Origin of the sequence: Pseudoalteromonas luteoviolacea, from assembly GCF_021654285.1 — a bacterium.
GTDB classification, from domain to species: Bacteria; Pseudomonadota; Gammaproteobacteria; order Enterobacterales; family Alteromonadaceae; genus Pseudoalteromonas; species Pseudoalteromonas luteoviolacea_J.
Genome location: NZ_JAKFZS010000004.1, coordinates 242,363 through 262,416 on the forward strand (window position 1 = coordinate 242,363; position 20,054 = coordinate 262,416).

20 protein-coding genes are annotated in these 20,054 nt (G+C 39.8%); 11 read left to right on the top strand and 9 right to left on the bottom strand.

The genetic code is table 11. The features are described 5' to 3' along the window. Positions 1 to 58: 58 nt before the first annotated feature. The 3 genes from L1077_RS05155 to L1077_RS05165 all read left to right on the top strand — a co-directional run bounded on the left by L1077_RS05155 (position 59) and on the right by L1077_RS05165 (position 4,045). Positions 59 to 841, top strand: a complete 783-nt coding sequence (locus L1077_RS05155) for a hypothetical protein (RefSeq protein WP_237135874.1) — start codon at positions 59 to 61, stop codon at positions 839 to 841. Next, on the top strand, positions 834 to 2,282 hold the full coding sequence (locus L1077_RS05160; RefSeq protein WP_237135875.1) for a hypothetical protein: 1,449 nt from the start codon (positions 834 to 836) through the stop codon (positions 2,280 to 2,282). Before L1077_RS05155 ends, L1077_RS05160 begins: the two co-directional genes overlap by 8 nt. A gap of 185 nt (positions 2,283 to 2,467) precedes the next feature. Continuing rightward, positions 2,468 to 4,045 (top strand): hypothetical protein, encoded by a 1,578-nt coding sequence (locus L1077_RS05165; protein ID WP_237135876.1) that lies wholly within the window; start codon positions 2,468 to 2,470, stop codon positions 4,043 to 4,045. Positions 4,046 to 4,092: 47 nt separating this feature from the next. On the opposite strand, the gene L1077_RS05170 is transcribed toward L1077_RS05165, so the two are convergent. Then, positions 4,093 to 4,341 (bottom strand): TIGR03643 family protein, encoded by a 249-nt coding sequence (locus L1077_RS05170; RefSeq protein WP_237135877.1) that lies wholly within the window; start codon positions 4,339 to 4,341, stop codon positions 4,093 to 4,095. An 87-nt stretch (positions 4,342 to 4,428) separates the two neighbouring features. Further along, on the bottom strand, positions 4,429 to 4,794 hold the full coding sequence (locus L1077_RS05175) for a HopJ type III effector protein (protein WP_237135878.1): 366 nt from the start codon (positions 4,792 to 4,794) through the stop codon (positions 4,429 to 4,431). Between the two features lie 161 nt (positions 4,795 to 4,955). Between L1077_RS05175 and L1077_RS05180 the strand changes: the two genes are divergently transcribed. Further along, on the top strand, positions 4,956 to 6,314 hold the full coding sequence (locus L1077_RS05180; protein WP_237135879.1) for a hypothetical protein: 1,359 nt from the start codon (positions 4,956 to 4,958) through the stop codon (positions 6,312 to 6,314). A 41-nt stretch (positions 6,315 to 6,355) separates the two neighbouring features. Here L1077_RS05180 and L1077_RS05185 read toward each other — a convergent pair whose 3' ends face one another. The 5 genes from L1077_RS05185 to L1077_RS05205 all read right to left on the bottom strand — a co-directional run bounded on the left by L1077_RS05185 (position 6,356) and on the right by L1077_RS05205 (position 11,931). Then, positions 6,356 to 6,718: a glyoxalase superfamily protein gene (locus L1077_RS05185; RefSeq protein ID WP_237135880.1), complete on the bottom strand. Its 363-nt coding sequence runs from the start codon at positions 6,716 to 6,718 to the stop codon at positions 6,356 to 6,358. 106 nt (positions 6,719 to 6,824) lie between these two features. Beyond that, entirely contained in the window at positions 6,825 to 8,528 is a 1,704-nt protein-coding gene (locus L1077_RS05190; protein ID WP_237135881.1) for a HEAT repeat domain-containing protein, read from the bottom strand. Beyond that, positions 8,525 to 10,426: a hypothetical protein gene (locus L1077_RS05195; RefSeq protein WP_237135882.1), complete on the bottom strand. Its 1,902-nt coding sequence runs from the start codon at positions 10,424 to 10,426 to the stop codon at positions 8,525 to 8,527. The genes L1077_RS05190 and L1077_RS05195 overlap by 4 nt, the downstream gene beginning before the upstream one ends. A gap of 144 nt (positions 10,427 to 10,570) precedes the next feature. After that, positions 10,571 to 11,281 carry a sulfite exporter TauE/SafE family protein gene (locus L1077_RS05200; protein WP_237135883.1) on the bottom strand — a complete coding sequence of 237 codons (711 nt, stop codon included), beginning with the start codon at positions 11,279 to 11,281 and terminating at the stop codon, positions 10,571 to 10,573. A gap of 38 nt (positions 11,282 to 11,319) precedes the next feature. Beyond that, complete coding sequence (locus L1077_RS05205; RefSeq protein WP_237135884.1) at positions 11,320 to 11,931, bottom strand: LysE family translocator; 612 nt, start codon at positions 11,929 to 11,931, stop codon at positions 11,320 to 11,322. A 414-nt stretch (positions 11,932 to 12,345) separates the two neighbouring features. On the opposite strand from L1077_RS05205, the gene L1077_RS05210 reads away from it, so the two are divergent. From L1077_RS05210 to L1077_RS05235, 6 genes are all read left to right on the top strand, one after another. Next, positions 12,346 to 12,513, top strand: a complete 168-nt coding sequence (locus L1077_RS05210; protein WP_237135885.1) for a hypothetical protein — start codon at positions 12,346 to 12,348, stop codon at positions 12,511 to 12,513. A gap of 1,496 nt (positions 12,514 to 14,009) precedes the next feature. Beyond that, positions 14,010 to 14,183: a hypothetical protein gene (locus L1077_RS05215; RefSeq protein WP_237135886.1), complete on the top strand. Its 174-nt coding sequence runs from the start codon at positions 14,010 to 14,012 to the stop codon at positions 14,181 to 14,183. 277 nt (positions 14,184 to 14,460) lie between these two features. Beyond that, on the top strand, positions 14,461 to 15,459 hold the full coding sequence (locus tag L1077_RS05220) for a sphingomyelin phosphodiesterase (protein WP_237135887.1): 999 nt from the start codon (positions 14,461 to 14,463) through the stop codon (positions 15,457 to 15,459). 732 nt (positions 15,460 to 16,191) lie between these two features. After that, positions 16,192 to 16,557, top strand: coding sequence for a DUF2306 domain-containing protein (locus L1077_RS05225; protein ID WP_237135888.1), 366 nt, complete (start codon positions 16,192 to 16,194; stop codon positions 16,555 to 16,557). Between the two features lie 57 nt (positions 16,558 to 16,614). Further along, positions 16,615 to 16,992, top strand: a complete 378-nt coding sequence (locus tag L1077_RS05230) for a MerR family transcriptional regulator (protein ID WP_237135889.1) — start codon at positions 16,615 to 16,617, stop codon at positions 16,990 to 16,992. A gap of 37 nt (positions 16,993 to 17,029) precedes the next feature. Further along, positions 17,030 to 17,605, top strand: a complete 576-nt coding sequence (locus tag L1077_RS05235; protein WP_237135890.1) for an NAD(P)H-dependent oxidoreductase — start codon at positions 17,030 to 17,032, stop codon at positions 17,603 to 17,605. 45 nt (positions 17,606 to 17,650) lie between these two features. Here the strand turns inward: L1077_RS05235 and L1077_RS05240 are convergent, their stop codons facing one another. Together L1077_RS05240 and L1077_RS05245 are read right to left on the bottom strand one after the other, a co-directional pair. Continuing rightward, positions 17,651 to 18,430, bottom strand: a complete 780-nt coding sequence (locus L1077_RS05240) for a hypothetical protein (RefSeq protein ID WP_237135891.1) — start codon at positions 18,428 to 18,430, stop codon at positions 17,651 to 17,653. A gap of 144 nt (positions 18,431 to 18,574) precedes the next feature. Beyond that, on the bottom strand, positions 18,575 to 19,021 hold the full coding sequence (locus L1077_RS05245) for an SRPBCC family protein (protein WP_237135892.1): 447 nt from the start codon (positions 19,019 to 19,021) through the stop codon (positions 18,575 to 18,577). Positions 19,022 to 19,138: 117 nt separating this feature from the next. On the opposite strand from L1077_RS05245, the gene L1077_RS05250 reads away from it, so the two are divergent. Further along, positions 19,139 to 20,053 (top strand): LysR family transcriptional regulator, encoded by a 915-nt coding sequence (locus tag L1077_RS05250; protein ID WP_237135893.1) that lies wholly within the window; start codon positions 19,139 to 19,141, stop codon positions 20,051 to 20,053. Position 20,054 lies beyond the last annotated feature (1 nt).

A 20,054-nucleotide genomic window follows, 5' to 3' on the forward strand; every position in this document is an offset into this window, starting at 1 on the left:
AGGGAAGCTTAGCTTCCCTTTGTTCTTTTAGTGTTATATTTGTTTGAGGAGTTTAAGGATGAATATTGGTAAGTCAGCGCTCGCTGGTGCGGTGGTGCTTGGTATTGCACTTGGAGGTGCATATTGGCTAAATGATGATTCACAACCGACAGTAAAAAATACGGAAACGCAGCCAAAACAAGTTGAGATCTCACAAGTGAGTGAGTTAAAGCAGCTGAGCAACAAAATTGCTGAAGATATAGATCAGCTACACCCACTGCCTGAACAAGGGGAAGTCAGCACGAAAGAGCGCATGTTAGTGTCTTTCAATCGTATGCAAGCCTCAGTAGGTAAATTTAACTCATCAGGGTTTGTTAAAGCGGAAATACAAGCATTATTGAATGACCCAGCGGTTATCGAGGTAGCAAAAAATACGCTGGTTGATTTAGAGGGCGCAATGGCTGAATTTGGTGATGATCAAGCTATGGCGAGAGTGTACTCGATAAAAATATTGGATGAATTAGCAAAGCAAGGGGAGCCTTACCCTTTGTATGAAACGACAGCACAGCTTGCAGAAAAATTAAATGAACAGGCAAATCAAGATGTGGCGTTTTCGAAAAGACAAGACTTGGACTTAGAAGAGCTTGTATTTGCCTCACTTAACTCATTTGAGGAGTCGCAAATATTAGAGAACCCGCAAATCGTGATGGACGAATTGGGTTACTCTGATGCGCAACATGATAAAATTCGCAAAATATACGGGAACTTATTTGGTTCTGTATTTGTAAGACATGCGAGTATCGATGAATCAATTGCACGTGTTCAAGAACTATTTAACAAGCAAGGAACAAACAATGGGTAAACTATCAATCGCACTGAGCGTGGTCGCAAGTGCTGTGGCGATGTCAGCTCAGGCACATCCTTTAAAAGCTGCTAGCGATCAGTATGTTGCAGATACCGTCGCTTGGATCCAAAGTGAAAACATTCAGTGTGCAGGCGAAGCGCCTCATGCAATGTGTGAAACCAGCGTTGTTAAGTTTAGTGATGGTGCATTTGATCAAAATCGCACAGATCCAAGACAAACTATTTTAGTACTAGACTCAGCGATGGACTTGCATACAGTATTAAGATATCGCAGTCGTATCAAAGCGCATTTAGAGTTTGATCCGCAAACAAATACGTTTGTTGAAGGCGATCCTGAGGTGGCGATTTCTAAACTTGGTAAAAAGCTACTGACAGAATTGGATACCTTTAAAGATCCAGAGACCCAAGGGCCAGCATTTTTAGCGTCTGCATGGTTGAGAAATTTAGCGGTTGCATATGGCAGCGCAGCGCCAGGTGATACAAAAGATCATATCACGCAACAGCCACACTTTAGCCATGGTTCTAAAGTGCTTGGATACTTAACTCAGCATAATCCTAATGCTGAATTTGTGGTTATTGATACAGCAACATTCTTACCGTACCTTCAGCACCAAGAAGCTGTGTGTAACAAAGACAGTCAAACCTTTAAGTCTTATATGCAAACGGCCGCGGACTCTTTAACACAAGATGTTATTGAGCAATACGGAGTTGAGTATATTAATTTCTCTGGGGGTTATAACCGCTATCACGTAAAGCAAGCGTGGCAGCGCAATGAGTGTTCGGGTAACCTGTCAAACTATGCTGCAAGTAACATGCTCTTGGCGATGAAGCCGTACTATGATGCAATGTTTGAAGCACCAGGAGTACTTGGTTTTCAAGCAGCGGTTATCAATGCAGATAACAAAGATGATGCGTTAGATGTGATTGATTACCCTAATCGTATTCGAGTTCAGCCATATACATCAGAGAATGTAGATACAGATGTTTCGCCGACAGGTGAAAGTGGATGGCAAAAAGTATTTAAAGACTTTAGCAACGAGTTTTCAGGACATGATCATATAGACATGTATGTAAACTTTGGTTACGGCCGCACTAATTTCTTTAATCAAAATAGTACGCCGAAAATGACATCTGATGTATTTGGTATGCAATATGCGGCGGATTGGGCATTGTTGTCATCTTCGTGGTCAACGCCTGTAGCTGTATCTTACGCAATACACGAACAAGCGAAACTATACGATGAGACCTTTCAAGTCGGCTTTGCGCCAGCGCTTTTAAAAGATCAGATCTTACCAAAGACGTGTAATGATGCAGACGGTTATTGGTATGTGTATGGTATTAGCGCATTTATGTGGAAGGGCGATTACATGTGTCGGATTCAAGATCCTCTTAAATACCGAGCAGATCAACTAAATACCCTAGGTTACTTGGCCCTCTAAACCTAGTTATTTTAAGGCTGTGTGGTGTTTTACTCCCACACAGCTAGTTATTGGAATTGGCACTACCTACTCTCTAAAAATTCATTTGTTCAAAGTATGAGCACATTCATCTGCACCGATATTACCTTATAAAATCTCGTAAGTTACAGCTATTAAAAGTCACATTAGATTTTAAGGATGATAATATGGAAAAACAAAGACACTATTTTAATAGGGTGTTGTTGGCGATATGTTTGGTAAGCCTCGCAGGTTGCGGCTCGTCTGAGTCAGTCTCGCAGTTACCCGAAGAGCCTGTTTCTGAGCTACCTGAGGAGCCTGTTCAGCCAGGCCCGCCCACGAATAAATTGCCTGAACCTCAACAAAACCTAAAGGCACTTAAAGCTGCAGCTGAGAAGTATTCAAAAGATACAATGGCTTGGATGGAGCAAGAAGGTATCGATTGTACGCTTGAACCAGTAGCGTCGAGACATGAGTTGTGTGAGCAGGTCCGTGTTAATTTTACTGATGGACAATTTGAAAGCCAAAGAGTCGATGAAGACCAAACAATACTCGTTTTGGATCGTGAAATTGCCTTACAAGTTGCACTGCGTTACCGAAGCAGAATGAAAGCGGCTTATGCTTATGATGCGGAGTCCAACAAGTTTGTTGCTGACAACCCTAATTTGTTACTTTCTAAAGTTGGTGTAAAAATATTATCTGAGCTTGATAAATTTACGTTTACAGATGCTGAAAGCGGGGAGTCTTTTCCTGGGTTTGCATCGTCATTTTGGTTAGGTGAATTAGGCAATCAATATGCGCAACGCGTACCTCAAGATGAATTTAACTCCGAGACAAACTCTCACCAAAATGCCCATGGTAATAGGGTGATTGGCTATATGGCAGAGTACACGCCAAGGGCAGGGTTTGTCGTTATTGACATAAGAAAGTTTAGGCCATTTGAAGCAAATCATGAGCTGGTATGCCAAAAAGACAGTAATGCGCTATTGGCAAAGTTTCAGGCTGCTGCAGACTCTCTAAAACAAGATGTTCTTCAAAAGCACGGTGTTAGATTTGTTAACTATTCGGGCTCACATACGGCCGATATGGTCTCAGGTGTTTTCAATAAACATTGTGATGGGTTGTTGACGATTGAAGAAGCAAGTTCAATGCTACTATCTTTGCAGCCATTTTATGAAGTTATGTTTAATTTAGAGGATATATTAGGCTTGCAGTCCGCTTTGCATGAGGCTGATCCGCTGTCTCACGCATTAGACATTATTGAGTTTGATAACCGATTGCGTATCGCTTCTTTCACAACGGGTGTGCAGGATAGTCAGTTAGACAAGACCGGAGAACAGTTTTGGCGAGAAACTGCATCAGAATATGCTGATGAGTTCAATATGCATGAAACGGTTGATATGTTTATTAATACCGGCGCAGAAACTTTCCCAAAATTAGGTGCAAACAGTACGCCAAAAATGCACTTTGATGCATTTGGTTTGCGTTATGCACCCGACTATGAAAAGCACACATCTTGGATAGCACCAGCGGCGACAGTATATGCGCTTTATTTACAGAGTTTACAGCTGCAGGTGGATGAAAATTGGGCATTTTCACCAGCACAGCTAAAGTCTATTATGGTGCCTAAAACGTGTTTTTCAAATGAAGATGATACGGACTTTATAAAAGGGTTTGCGAGGCAGGGAGGCGATTGTCGATTGCAAGATCCTGTGAAGTTCAAAGCGTCAGAACTACAACGCACTGGTTATTTAAATATTGAATAATGACGATTAAAACAGGTATGAACTCTAGTTGTATTCATACCTAAGTTTCATTTTCTATGTTTATACTGAGTCGGACAATAACCACGGCTGACATCAGGAGAGCGCAGTTTTTGATGCTTGGTTTTTCTACCAGAAACTCGCGCTCTCCAAAGTTTGAAGCTACTGGCTTTGAGCTCGTCACGCATCAATCTAATTACCGCTTTTTCATCAAGGCCATACAAACGATGTATTGCCTCAAAAGGGGTTCTGTCTTCCCAAGCCATTTCTATAATTCTGGAAGTATCTACTTGTTCCATTTTGCTGCCAAAAATTGAGTTTTTAAACTGTACGTATTGGCTAGCGAACCGATCAGTTTTATATTTGAAAGCCCTTAATTTATCAAACTAAGCGCGATCCTTGAGAGGACTAGCTTCGAACGAAACCCCGCTCCAGCCATACTTAATAAAGTTTCTGATATTACCATGGTCATCGCCATCTGGGTTTTGCAGGACGTCATGACGGTAGTATTGCCCAAAGCAATGCAGGGTGGCTTGCTCAGATAATTTGTGCTGTTTTGCAAAAGCGAGAATTTTGCATGACCCTAAATTTGTACCTGCTTTATTATTTTGCTCGCCATTTTTAAATTCGCAAGGTGTGAATTCATATAAATTATCTATGAGTTGGATAGTGTGTTCAAATTCAACTGATTCGCCTTGATGTGTCACGCGCTCAATAAAATTTTCAAGCGTTTCATTTTGTGTGTCTGACATGTTAATTCCTATTAATCAAAAGCTTTATTATCCTTGTATTGGCAATCTAATCATAATGAAATTTTGTCGTGATACTTGAGTTTTTAGTAGCTTAAACCAATGTAAGAAAAGGATTTGTGTTATACTTATCAGGTGTTAAAAATAGGAGGGAAATTATTCGAGTGAGCAAAGCAAAACTAAGCCAAGACGAAAGCCTATCATTTAAAATCAACTATCAGCTCCTGCCAAAAGAGACAAACCAGCTTGATCTATACTTTTCCATCCCAATTGACATGGGGATCAATGCGAACACGCTAAATGAAGTCGATTACTTCAATGCCAATATCAAGTGTCACAGTGCCTATTATTCTGAGCAATTACATCTTCCACTTGTTCGAAGTCGTTTTATCAGCCAAAGCAAAGGGCAAAAAAGCGATTATCGTGTCAACCTCAATTTATTTTGCTATCAAATTCGCATTGCGCTAGACGCTGATGTAAAGCAAACCCTAAAGCTCAAACAAGCTGAGGAGTTTTATCCTGCAGCTATTGAATTGGTTGAGCAAAGCGCAAAACTCTTGGTGAAGTTAAGACGCTATACGCCACCGGATAACCGGCTTAAATCCTATTTTCAAAATGCTGATAATTATTTAAGTTGGCATACAGAGCAAGCTTTTTTAAAGTTGTTGGCTCGGGGCCCTAAATCAAGTGAGTTTAGTAAAGAGCGGGGCGAGGTAATAGATTTTTGTAAACAAGAAAACCTCTATCGAGAAAAGCAAAGCTATAACTCACAGGTGACGTTGGACGACCCAAATCGAATCACCAATAAGATGCGCTTGTTGGAAAGGCTCATAGAATATGGCGTGGTATTTAATAAAGAAACGACCAACTTAGGTGCCAACCTAAAGCGCCTTGCTCGCGGTGCAGTGACTGCGGTGATCATGGCGTTTGTGATGTATTTGGTACTGAATGCGCGGTCAAATTTTGAAGAGATCACGATAGCGCTTATCGCACTGCTGGGGGTCATTTATGGTTTGAGAGAAACCTTTAAAGATGATTTGACTCAATGGGCATGGCGTAAGGTACAAAAAGGCAGACCCAAGTGGCGCAACAAATTTAAAAATTCGGTCAATGATGAAACCGTCTGCACGCAAACCATTTGGTTAGAGCACATCAAAAAGAAAGATATACCTGATGATGTTGATAAGCTGCTTAAAAAGCGCGGCAGGCAAAATCGTCAGGAAGCAAATTTACTGCACTTTAGCTGTAAAAATCAGGTGCAAATTGACGAGTTTTTACCGGGGTATGAGGAAGTTCAGCAAAGGATCACCTTTAATATGAGCTCTTTTGCGCGCTATCTGAAAAAGGGTGCGGGAAAGCTTTACAGCCTTGAAGGGCATAAAGTGTCGAAAAACTCGGTGGAGCGGCGATATCAAATCAACTTAGTTATGCGCTTTAAATCAGGTGAAGACACCCAGTTAGAGCGTTATAAGCTGACAATGAACCGCTCTGAGATTGTCGCGATAGAACAAATGAAAGATTAGATATGGGGTCCTCACTTTTAGAAGGTGACCTCATTCACCTTCTACTCGGCACTTTGGAAAAAGATCAGCTTATTACCGAATGGATCAGATATGGCCATTTCAAGTCCCCATGGTTGTTCGGTAATATCGGGCCTAGCATGCTTAAACTGTTTTTCAATTAGCTGGGTGTGATAAGGCTTAAGATCATCACAGCCAATTCTGATACTCATCCCGGGAGAGGCATCGCCATAATGCTCTGACAAATGAAGTATGCAGGTATCTTTTGATATTTGCATATACATGGGTAAGTCAGCTTGATATTGATGTTGCCAGTCTATTTTATACCCTAAAAACTCGATATAAAAAGCGTGTGCGACTTGCTTATCAAAGCTACGAATGATCGGGATGGGGGAGTGGAATGTCATTGGCGGGTCCTAAGTAGATTTAAGTTAGCTTAGTGCGAAGCGTTGAAATGACATTGAGTTATGGCTTCGACTAGCAATTAGTTAGACGAAGCCACTATTTGAAAGTTTATGGTGTGTTTTGCTTTGTACTGTGAAGCAGTTCAACAATGGCTTTAAAGTTTCGTTTAGACGTTTCCTTTTTTAACGCAGTGCGTAATGTGGCTTCAATACCGTCTTTGTGCTCTTGTGTTGCAAGAGCTTGGATAGCTGCATAACGGCTCTCTGCTGTCGGGTTGTTCACGGCAATTGCAAGCACAGCATCACTGGCAGCTGATTCAAGTTGATAATTTGATAACGCTTTTAGTAGTGCGACTTGATTTTGATGCTGCGGTTTAGCTAGTTGCTTTTCTAAACTCGTATACGCTTGCTCAGTTTGCATCATACCGAGCGCTCTAATTGAGGCTCGTTGAACACTCTTATTTGAGTCCTCTACATAGCTGTCGATTTGCTCGAAGTGTTGTCCATCTCGGCTGTTACCAAGGCTGGTGATTAGCGCTGATTTGATATTTGTTTCGGTAACCAAAGACAATTGCTCAGATAATACATTATGTAGCTGAGCAGATTGGGCATTGGCAGTGCGACTGTTGAGCATCGCACCAATGGTCATATAAAAGCTGCTCGTCACTTCTGAGTCTAAGCTATTGAAGCCACTTTCGATTTGCTCTGTCAGCAAGGTGCTAAGTTCAGGGCTCAGCGCGCTTTGTCCTTGAGATAAGGCACGAAGAGCACGAAACTGCATTAAAGGATCTTTCTCTGCGTTAACCAGTATATGGCCAAGTAGTAATTGGCTGTTTGCGCTATCAAGCTGACCTAAAGCATTAAACAAGCGCATTTGCGCTTCATCGGAGAGTGTTTGTTGTAAAAATACCGTCTCAAGTGAGCCAATAACCGCATCAAACTGACTTAGCTGCTTGGCTAAATCGTAAGCTGAAATATCGGTTAAATTTTCTTTGCTCACCAAACTTTGTAAGGACTTTTTGAGCTGGGCAAGCTCGTCTTCACTGAGAGTTTTTTCTGTGCTTGGCCAGCTATCTAAATTCGTAGGCAAACTAAATAGAGCTGAGGGATATGCTGAGCTTGTTGGTCGCAATTGATATTGTTGCTTGGTTTTTAAATTTAAGCTTTGTGATTGACCAGAAAAAAGCAACGTCTCCTGACCTTTTCGAGTTTCAAAAAAACACGCATTAGGTGTGATTTGATGACCAGATGAAGCGACGTTTACCGTCTGCAATGCCGCTTGTGTTTTATCATGGAGGGCGTAGGTGTGCTTATTCAGGTGGATCACATCATCTTTAAATTGATAAGACACGGTATAACGGCCTAGCGTATCTTGCTCTTTTTTGATTAAAGCTGGATTGCTGCGCTGAAACTGAAAATAGTAGGCTAGGCCTTTAAGTTGGTCTTGCGTCTGAGTGTCTAGTTTGGTTGGAAACCAAAAGTCTGTGACTAGCCCATTTTTTGCTAACTTAAATGCAAATGGGACTGTGTAGCTGGCAAGCTCTGATGCAAATTGCCCCTGACCAGCTGTCACCTTATCCGCTTTGATTGCCCACCATCCGTCTTCGTCATTGTGCTTTGCAGCTTTGATAGTCAGCAAGCCATTGAGCTTTATATGGGTTTGTTGCCCTTGCTGGCTTACTTGGTCGTAGTTAAATGTGGTGTGCGTATCGATAACAAAGTTGTATTGCGCAGAACAGCTTGCCTCGGCTGTATTAGAAACAGCCAGTGCACAAAGTGCACTGGCTAGCATCGCTTTATTAAGCGTGATCATAGATCGATTTCACCTTCTTTGGAGTAAATTGTCCAAGATTTATCAAATACACTATTGGTTTGATATAACCAAAGATCATAGCGAGATGTTTTCTTACCGCAAGGATAAGGGATCCCCCACTTTTTACACCATTTAACACCATAGGTTTCCGCATATAAACCAAATTTACCTGAAATTACATCAAGGTCATTTTTCAGTTCAATACCGTAGTAAATATGTGGATTTGTGTTGTTGTTGGTGAGAAGTGCAAAGCCTGCATTTGACTCCATGGCAAACGTATTATCGATTAACGTTAAAATCGCTTGCACTCCTGCTGAAGCTACGAGTAGGTTCACACCTCCACGGCCAAAAGCACCAAAGTCGACATGGAATAAATCGCCTTCTGCGTATAGCTCTGCATTGTAGCCAACGGTTAGTTCAAAGCCTAAGTTACCAGTAACACCTGCTTCCACCTTGATAGGGATTGGGCCTACAGTAAATGTGGCTTGGGCAAGCGTTTTGTCTTCTTCCCATTTCTTTTCCCATGACTTTTCATATTTAGCAGTAAACTTTTCATCTTCAAACACAACATTGTTGAAGATGATCATTTCAGATTCATAACCTGTATTTAGGCCACTGATGTAAGCACTGCCATTATAAGAAATACTGAATAAGGTATTTTTCGCTTTGAAGAAGTAAGCTTCAACAGTACCTTCACCAGTAATACGACCACCTGGATCGCCAGTTGGCACGATAAATAGCTGACCTTGTAAGTCTACGCCAACACTGAACTTAGATTTGTCACCGTATGACTTATCAAATTCACTTTGGAAGTTGATATTGGCCAAACCAACGGAGGCAGGTACGATGGCTTGTTCAGTGAAGCTAGCTTGTCTTGCTGAGCGGCTAGCAGGCTCTTCGCTTGCAGCTTCTTGCTCAAAAAAGTAGAACGGGATAGAGGTTAACACCTGATTGTTATCAGTGTTTGTTTCTGCATCTTGTGCGGCATCAATGAGCGTAAAACGCAGCTCAAGGTTGTTTTGTGCATTCGCGTCGTAGTTTTCATGCAGGCTTTTGATTAATTCAGGCTCTAATGCGATGTCAAAACCAATATGCTCATCATGTAGCTCAGCTCTGAATTCATGGGCAAGTGTGTCTGTATATTGACCCGCTGTTGCATCCCAAAAGTGTGTTTCAACCCAGTTACCAGCAACCATGACTTCTGCTTTAATATGCGAAAGGCCTAAGTTTGTGCCTTCATAGTCAGCTGCAAAGTAACCAACAAGATCAGAGTGGTGGTCACTTGCACCATTGTCGACGTCCGGCGTGTCCAAAATTAGCGCCGCTTGACCAAATTCAGCGCCAAGTAATTTATAATCATGACCTTCTTGCTGGCGAACGACAATGTCAGCATGTGGGAAGTTGCCTTCTAAATGAGGATCGTGATCAACAGAAGGGTGGTTATCTTCTTCAATGTCTTCCACGTGTAGGTCATTTGGATCAATTTGAGCCAAGATGTGGTAGTTACCGCCTTCTAAAGAATTTGGCAATGTCAGTTCAATTTCGTGGTCGCTAGTACCAGCAGAAAGCCCTGCTAATTCAACAACGGCGATTTGCTGAATATCTTCAATTGCAGCTTCTTGCTCACTTTGTGAATCTAGCTCATCAGAGTGCATTAGGTAAAAATGGACTTCAACGTCAATATTATTAAAACCCGTTACATCTACCGTGTAATAAGTTTTAACGGTATCACTTGGTGCTAACATATCTAGCGGACCAGTTGATATCTCAGTGATTTCCAAATTACTTTGTACTTCCGGAGCTGGTGTTACTACCGTAACTTCAGGCGTGTCATTTTCGCTGAATTGACACCCAGTCAAAGTGGCTAAGCTCAAAAGAGCATATGGGATCAAGCGCATGTCGTTTCTCTATCTTATCTAAATCTATTTCATTATATGCTAAGAATATGGAAGGAGTGTGAAGTAAACTGCTTGAGACATTAGTATTGTGTTTGATAAAGGTAAAAAAGCCGCTTTACGGTATCTTGTTTAGTTGTTAGACGGCTAAAAAAGAGCTGATAGTAGCATGTTAATTGCCAGAGCACTGAGTAACACTTTAATGATACCAATGAGTTGTGTGTTGTTCGCGGATAAACGCAGCTTAGTGCCAATATATGAACCAAGCATTGCGCCGCACATCATGGCAATAATAATAGGGCCGCTTTGTAATAGCTCAGAAGAGACTAACAAAAACACAGGAATTTTTGCTAAATGGCTTAGTGTCATGAACACTGCACTGGTAGCTACAACTTGGTCTTTGGACTGAAGCTGTTTGGTCAGCACTGTCAAAGATAGTTGCCCTGTGGCACCCACAATTAATCCCAGCCCGGTTTGTAAGGCGCCAATGATATAGAAGTTTTCAAAACGCTTAATAAAATTCGAAAAAGGTGAGTACCAAAGGTTTAACAAGATATACAGGCCAATTGCAGTCGGAATATAGGTTGTTGGCATGTTATATAAAACGACACCAAAAAGGAGCGTACCGAGTATTGAGCCGACAAAAAAAGCGGGTAGGAGCGACCATTGGACATCAGAAAGAGAAAACAGCGCCCGTGATGCATTACTGGTAATTTGAGTGAGTCCATGTATGGGGATCACCAGCGCGGGATTTAAAAATAATGGCAGTAGAGCAATCAACAACATGCCACCGCCAAATCCAATGATGGCTGCAATCAGTGACGTTATAAATGCAACTAGCCCAAGCAATAGTTCCATATTAATCTATCCTTGAAAGTGAAGCCTGTATTAGATTGTTATGTCCTCATCGCTACGGCCACTCCGGAGGCTGACAATAAACTGCCTGCAAGTTTATTAAAAACCCCCATTCGCTTTGATGTAGAAACAAACCTTTTTGCTTTTGCACTGAGGTATGAATACCCGAGGTTGACCGAACCAAATGCTAAGGTAGCACAGATAAAAATGCCTAAAATGTCAGTTATTGTAATGGTATGAAAGTCCACAAAGGCAGGGAACAGTGCAACGTAAAATATAATGGCTTTTGGATTACTCATAGTTAATAAGAAACCAGCCAAAATATCAATATGATGTTTGGTTGCTGGTGGCGTTTGCGTATCGATAGCAGGTGTTGTTCTAAACAGCTTAATACCCATCCAAATTAAGTAAGCAGCGCATAAATATTTTATTATCGCGAAGGTGCTGCCCATAGACTCTGCGATAAAAGCCAGCCCTGATACCGCCAAGAGTATGAAAAAATAATCAGCAATGATAAGACCTAATGTCATAGCGGCACCACGCTGAAAGCCGCCTGTCATAGAAGCTGTGGTAATAGCAAATACAGCAGGCCCTGGAATGATCCCTACGATAAACATGGCGCTGAATAGAGCAAGATAACTTTCTATTGTCATAGAGCACTTAGTAAGTTTTTTGATTTGCCACTACCTTAACATGTTTTGTCATCTTTGGTGTGGTTATAAATTTACCGAGTCTTTAAAGCGAATATATATTATTGAATTAAGTGGAAAGGCGAACGGCTAGGAATTATTTTTTAAATTGAAAAGTATCATTATTTGAATTGTAATGCGTTGAATTTATCAAGGCTACGTTTATTTAAGTTGTAAATCATTATTAATTTAATTTTATGTTTTTGATTGTTGCATTTTGTTTTTATGGTTTTTGTTAAATTAATCTTGAAAGCCTCTGCTTTGTAAATATTGTAATATTAATGTTTTAATTAAGTGCGATTTTTATTATTTTTATTGTTCTTTTTGTTTTTTTTTGTGCTAACTTGAGTTTGGAAATTAACCAATAAGGACAAAGTTATGAAATTGAAAATAAAAAAGAACAACTTAAAAGCACTTTCTAAATCTCAAAAGTCACTTGATGCAAAACAGACTAAAGAGGTTAATGGTGGTTTCGTCGTAGAAACATGGAAGATTATGACACACCCTGAAGTTTGTAAAACAGCTTGGCAATTCTGCGAGCCATAAATACAGGCTTATAGATTAAAGGGGGGCGCCCCCCTTTAATAAGTTTTGGGGTTTCTTTCATTTTAGATCCTTTTCTTCGTTTTTGAGAGTGCTTTGAATAGTTAACCAGATTTTTTTAAATTTCAGTGGGGAGTTTTGTTTCTTATATAATTAAACTTCAGACCTTTTGCGTGATCAGATCAAAAACATAACGCAATCAAAGCCAACATGGCAAAGAAAATTAAAAATTGTGCTGCCTGTAATCGCGCATTGATACTGTGTGGCAATATTGCTATTTTGCTCAGTGACGGTGCGATTCGGTAATTTCAAATTATTGACAAATATGATGGGCGTGGCCGTTCAAATAAAATATTCTGACTTTGTAATTGAAACTTGCCTGACATTTGGGTCTGTTTTAATTTGCCACTTCGAGTACTTGAAGGGGTCGTACACTCAATCCTTAATAAATGGGTGCACCTATTCAGCCCCATGTTACAACTTCCTGTATAAACGAGGACCGCAGCCTAATCTTCAAACCTAACCAAGCCTACAACATAAGAAGTTACCGATATTGTTTGTCGAAAGCACTGGTATAGAAGTTTATAGCAATGGCGAATAACATGTACGAAAATACAGCTCAAACAAGCGCTGAACTTGGCGTAAGTTGCATTTAGCTATAGATGTAGCTAGTTATTACACTGTCAGTGCAGAGCTTTCAGTGATGGTGCTCATGATACGCGTGATTGCTATGATGAAATTGCGGCTAAGGGTGACGTAGCTCGTATCCCCAACGGAAAACGCCCAATATTGGGACTAAGGTCCCCGAAAAACAATGCCATAATATTAATGCATCAACTTTGTTTAAAACACCTAAAAGAATAGTCAGGCTCCCACTGGTTGAAAAAGGCGTGTATCGTTTTAAACAACTTACAGGTGAGATGCTAAAAAGCTGCATCTTTAATAGCTAACACACAGATGTGATGATTAAAGCCAAAGTGACCAACACGGTGAATGGGCTAGGTATGTTTAAATATCAGTAAAATGACAAAACCGTTAGGAAAGGTCTATTTGTCCAACAAGGCCATCTTTTTGTATTGTTAATGTTTCGTGTTTGGCTGATTTCACCCTTCTTATTTTATGTTGTAAATTAAATTTATTTTCCTACTGATTATGTCAAATAATAATTAGCTTAGAAGCATCCTGGTTATTTTGTGACATCATATGGAAGGCCTGTGATAAGAGTGAATTTTACAATCAACCTGGTGTGCAGTAGAGGAAGGTGACTTTTATTTTTACGAAGATTTTTTTAATATTTTGATTGTACTGGTTATTTTGTTTTTTATCTTTAGTTTGATTATAAATGGTTTTATTGGTTTTATATAAGTGGTTAAAAATCAATGTTATTTTTAATGTTTTTTATTTTGTTTAAGTGTTTTGTTAACTCTGTTTTTATTGCTTGTTTTATATTTTAAGTTAAGTTACGTTAGTTGTGAGAATTAACTCACAAGGAAAGAAAAATGAAATTAAAACTAAAAAAGAATAAAATTAAACAACTATGCCAAGACCATGCTGTACTTAATGGAAAGGCCACAAAAAAAGTGAATGGCGGAGATAATTGGGGAGGCACATGGCATTGTCCTGTAACACATCGAGACTTATGTGGTACAAACTGGGCAGAATGTGCGCCATAAATACGGATGTATAAAGAAGGGAGCTATCTGCCCCTTACTTACAGCTATTTAAATGGCTGTAATCCTCTCTAGTTATATGTAATAAATCCTCCTTAAAATCGTCATACATAAAAATAAAAACCTTCATTTAAATAACCATTTTTTGAAATGAGATAGACACTTTCAAAGCTTAACCTCTTTGTACCGAAATTTGTTACGCCGTAAGTCGTCTTGTAAGTGCGCGAATGCGCGAGTTTCTCAGCGAAACATACAAAAATAATGAAGTACTGGAGAAAAAATGAAGATCAAACTAACCCTATTTTGCGTTTTGATACTGTTGAGCACACAGAGTATGGCTCAATCGCTTAAGGTGATGGCATACAATATTATGCAGTTAAACGTTCAGGACTGGGACCAAAGTAATAGAGCTGAGCGACTGCCGGAGGTGATTAAATCACTGAGTGACAGTCCAGATGTTATTCTTGTCAATGAGGTATTCAATGGTGACGCAGAGCAAGCATTATCTGCTTTGTCAGATATTTACCCATATCAAACGCCTAATGTGGGACAAGATTGCAGCGGTAGCGGATGGGATAGCTTAACAGGGAACTGTTCAAATAGCCCATTTGTTATTCGTGGTGGGGTTGTGATTATTTCTAGGTACCCAATCGTCTCACAAAAAGCACATGTTTTCAAAAATAGCTTAAGCGGAAGCTGGGATTATTTGGCGAACAAAGGTTTCGCTTATGTTGAAATCGAAAAAAATGGGCAACGCTACCATTTAGTTGGCACGCATTTGCAAGCAACACATGATGGCAATACAGAGCAAGAGCATCGCGTTCGTATGGGGCAGTTAGGCGAAATTCAAACATTTATCAAAGCCGAAAATATTCCTGCCAATGAGCCTGTAATCATCGGTGGTGATATGAATGTCGAGTGGAGCAAGCAACATGAAATTGCAGATATGCTGACGACTTCTCATAGTAAGTTGAACTTTGAAACACCTGAAGTAGGCTCTTTTTCAGCAAAACATAATTGGTTTACCAAAGCCAATGCATACTATTTTGATTACAGCCTAGAGTACAACGACACTTTAGATTATGTATTTTGGCACAAAGATTATAAACAACCTAAAAATAATCCAAGCATGTCAGTTCGTTACCCTACAGCAGAGAGTAACTTTTATTGGAGCTATTTGAAAGGCAATTGGAACTTAAGTTCAGGGCGCTATTATCATAATGGTTATTATAATGAACTATCTGATCATTACCCAGTGCAAGTAAACTTTGAATTCTGATATTTGAAGAAAAGTAGTGCGCCATGGAATTAAATCTCTGGCCACTACTTGAAGTACCCCCCAATTTTCCTATCGCTAAAAACTCCTACAACTTGATTGTTGATTTTTAAGAAACAAAAACATCACATAAAACATGCCTGATATATATTTATTTACATGAAAGATATGATATGCAATATTGGGCTGTGTAAATATTAACCAGGTTTTTGAGCTGTATTAAGCATAAATGTCTAGCAGATATTACGAGCATACTAATGCATATGGTCTTGTCAGGTATGGCAGAGTTGTAATGTCGATGGCAAAAAGTGGTTTTTGTATCTAAGGTGAGTATCGAATTTAGTGTTAACAAATAAGGAAAATATAATGTTAAATAAACTCTTAATCGCTGCTGTTATACTGGTGGCTTCATCAACTTCCATCTCTGTAAATGCTTATGGCGGCTTTATGGTGTCTTGTTATAAATAAGGGACTCTTGAATGGGTTGAGACCGTTGAGTCGCATTATGAAGCAAGGTTTTTGGAAAGGATATGTAGAAGAAACGGCGGCACCCCCTTTGTTGATTAATGTTATGTAACTGCTAGTTTTACCGAGTGAAATGGGGGGATTTACTTCCCTTTTCTCTTTAGTGAAAATTTAAATTTGAGCTTGTTAATTTAAATTTCAGTCTTAAAGAATAATTATTTTAGATAAATATTTTCACAGTTTCCGTTGATAAAAATTAAAAAGGTATTTATGGATATCTCACTGCCTATTTTAATACATTTGTTTGCTGTCACTCCTGCTATTGGATTGGGGTTTCTTAATCTAGCGATGAAAAAAGGCACTTCACTACATAAGCTTTTTGGTCGAGTATGGGTAGCATTGATGATTATAGCGTCTTTAATTTCTTTTCTAATCCAGCCTACTGGCAGCTTAACCTGGCTACATTTATTCGCAATTTTAGTGATAGTGTCGGTGAGCATTGGAACTTATGCTATTTATAAACAAAACCAAAAGCTTCATCTGCACTGTATGAGTGGAGCATATATTGGTACAGTCATCTCAGCCATTGTGGCAGCAAGTGTACCAGGGCTACTATTGCATCAACTGTTATTCTAATAGAGACTTGAGGCTGGAAATTAATCTAGCGAAGCTGTCAAAGAGTAGAGAAGTATTATGTACATAGGTGAAGTAGCGAAAAAAACAGGACTTTCTATAAAAGCGATACGCTTATACGAAGAGCGAGGGTTAATTACTTTACCACCTCGAAAGGGACGGTATCGATATTATAATGCTTCACACGTCGAAATTTTGAATCTGATAAAAGAGGCAAAATCTTTGGGCTCAACGCTATCTCAATTAGAGGCGGTGATAGTGTATGACAATGGAGAAGTCGATTGGCCAAAAATTGAGACTTTTTTGATAAAACTGAAGTGTCAATTAACTCAGCAAACAGAGATATTAAAAGAGCGAATAGGAAGAGTGGATGCCTGCCTATCGGCAATAAACTCTTGTCCAACAATGCTTGACTCTACCCCTAAGGGGAGAGAGTAGAATCGTTATCGACCTCTTAAAATTGGAAATGAGTAAGATGACGAAGAAAATACTAATTCTTAATGGAAACCCGAAATCCACGAGTTTTTGCCAACAATTAGCCAATACATACACTGTTGAGGCGAGAGAGTGCTATGAAGTAAAGCACTTCAATTTATCTGAAATGGCTTTTAACCCGATCTTAGACTCGGGCTACGATACAGAGCAAGATTTGGAACCAGATTTAAAAGACTTTCAAAAGTGGCTCCTATGGGCTGAACATATTGTGATCTTCTCACCAATTTGGTGGGGCGGTCTACCTGCAAAGTTAAAAGGACTTTTTGATAGATCTTTTCTACCTCATTTCGCTTTTAAGTATGAGCAGGATAATCCACAACCAACACCACTATTAATTGGTAAAACAGCCCGCATTGTACTCACGATGGATATGCCTGAGCCTTATCTTGAAGAACAGGCTAGGCCTGTTTTGGAGCAATTAGATAAGTATACCTTACAGTTTAGTGGGGTTGAAAAAGCGGCAACGAATTTATTTGGATCTATGATATTTGCAACGCAAGAAGAAAAGCAGAATTGGGAAAAACTGGTGAAGTCCCTTGGCAGCCAAGGGATCTAATTTAATTGCGCTTTTAGCAGTAAATTACTTGATAAGATACGTCGTTTACTGCTTTAAGAATATATCGGAGTCTGTGTAAAACTGACCATTAAATGTATCAATTGCGGTATAAACAACAGAATATTGGCCTTGAGGGAACCAAGGTTTAACTTCAACGCCAAAGCCCTGGCTCATTTTTTGTTGCTGAGGTTGAATTTTATAAAGTTGCGGTGTGTCTAAGGTACGTATTTGACCATTTGGGAATACTAAATGTACATACATTTCATAGGTTGCTGCTGTCCCACCCAGGTTTTGTAGTGACTTATCGAAGTTTACCAAGCCACCTTCCGAAGGAATCGCAATATCTGGTGTAAGGTTGTCTATATTAATTAAGGCGCTACGTGCAGGAGAGGCTACCTCAAACGATACGATGATCTTGTCTCCGGCAGAAAAGCCCCCTGAGATGTCTATATATATATTATCTTGGTCAAACGTCACATGTGTAGTCTGGATATCACTTCTAATCAGGTTTGCCTGAGTTATTGGAAAGCTAAACCCTCTAAAAATATAGCCGTCAAATGTACGTCCATCTGCTCCGCCAAACCCGCTTGAATTTTTGTAATCGATCGTAATGGTAGCACTGTTAATGTTGATTAAAGCATGAGATTGAACCATTACAGCATCAGACGAGTCATCCGTTACAACGGTTGAGACTGGAGATACAAAATTCGTGTAAATATCTGGGTATGCCCTGTGTATGGTCGCAGTGTCGCCAATAACAGTGGCCAGAGAATTGAATGTCATAAAAGACATAGTGAATAGGAATAAACTAACTATTTTTTTCATTACCAATCCTTTTTAGAAAAATAAAAGCACACACACTGTATGCTTGGTGACCAGGAAATATCAAATCACATAGGGCATTTTAGAATCAATCAAATATGACTTTTTGATCGTTTTTTATGCGTTTTGTTTGACCTAGTACATGTGCTATGGGTTTTCTAACAAGTGTTTAAGTTGAGTAAGCCCTGTCTCGGCTCTAGGCGCTAGGTTTTCGCGCAACCCCATGATAATTGGCGATTGCTCGTTAAGTGTGGACTCTCTACTGTGGTAGCTTAATTCAAGCTGGCAGCCAAGTTCATTCTCCCAAAAGCAGACAGTCATTTGCGGTAAAATGCCAACTAAATCCCCTTGGGTGACAAAAGTGGTATTCTTTACACATTCTACGACCTTTATGGTGAGCGTCTGATCGCTGCCTGCAATAGCCAAGGTTTCAAGATAGGTTTTTCCAACGCTTGCGTGTGGTTGAGTGTCATTGGCTTGTATTGCAATGACATCGGGAAACCAAAACTTGTAGTTTTCCATGTTGATAACATGCTCAAATACGCGCTCTACTGGGGCTAATATCGTTATTGTTTTTTTAGTCAGTTCAATCATATAAATCCCTTAAATTTTATTCAGTCCAATGACTATAAGAGAAAATAGACTTGACTTAAATTGAAGATAAATAGAGTCTAGATTAACTAAATGGAAACCATATTTAAGGAGCAGCGAATGTCAAGGCTAAATCAGTATCAAGCCTTTGTGACAGTGGTGGAACAAGGCAGTATTACGCAAGCATCTGCGAGTTTGAATTTATCCGTGCCTGCCGTCAGTAAGCAGCTGTCCATGCTAGAAAGTCGCTTAGAGGCGCAGTTGTTTTTTCGCTCTCATAAAAAACTAGAGGTGACTGAGGCTGGCCTGAGATTTTATGCTAGATGCAAAGATATATTGCGTTCGATAGAGCAAGCTGAAGAAGTACTGAAATCAGAGCAAGGTGCGCTTACAGGTAAGCTAACCGTTTCAATTTCGAAATCCTTGTGTCGCTCAGTAGTGATGGAGGCATTGACTGAATTTGCTAAAGCACACCCAAAGATACGCTTAGACATTCAATTGAGTGATGTCGTTGTGGACCTTTATGCAGAGGATATTGATTTTGCGTTTCGCTTAGGTAATGTAAGCGACAGTCCACAGATGATAACCTCCTCATTACTCAACACGCAGTTAATTGCATGTGCAGCGCCTGAATATGCCAAAAGATTACAAGCAATAAAAAGCCTTACCGACTTGAAAGAACACAAGTTTATCCTGCCTTCCAGCCTTAACCCTCATGGCATGCTAAAGGCGTTTTTGAGTGAACATAGCTTCGACTTCAATAACGGCGTTGCACATACCACCAATGATATAGAAGCCGTATATCAATTAACCAGAGCGGGGTTGGGAATTGGTTTAATGCTTGATGTGTCAATTCGTGATGAACTTAAAAAAGGCATATTAGTGCCCGTTATCGCTGATCTCAAGTGGCCGATAAAGCCTTTGTATTTGCTCTCAAAAAAGAAAGAGTGGGAGACTAAAAAGCATCAGGCTTTTCGATATTTTATAGAGGCTTACTGCAATAACAGCCAGTTTAAAATAGAATGCTCAAATTAAA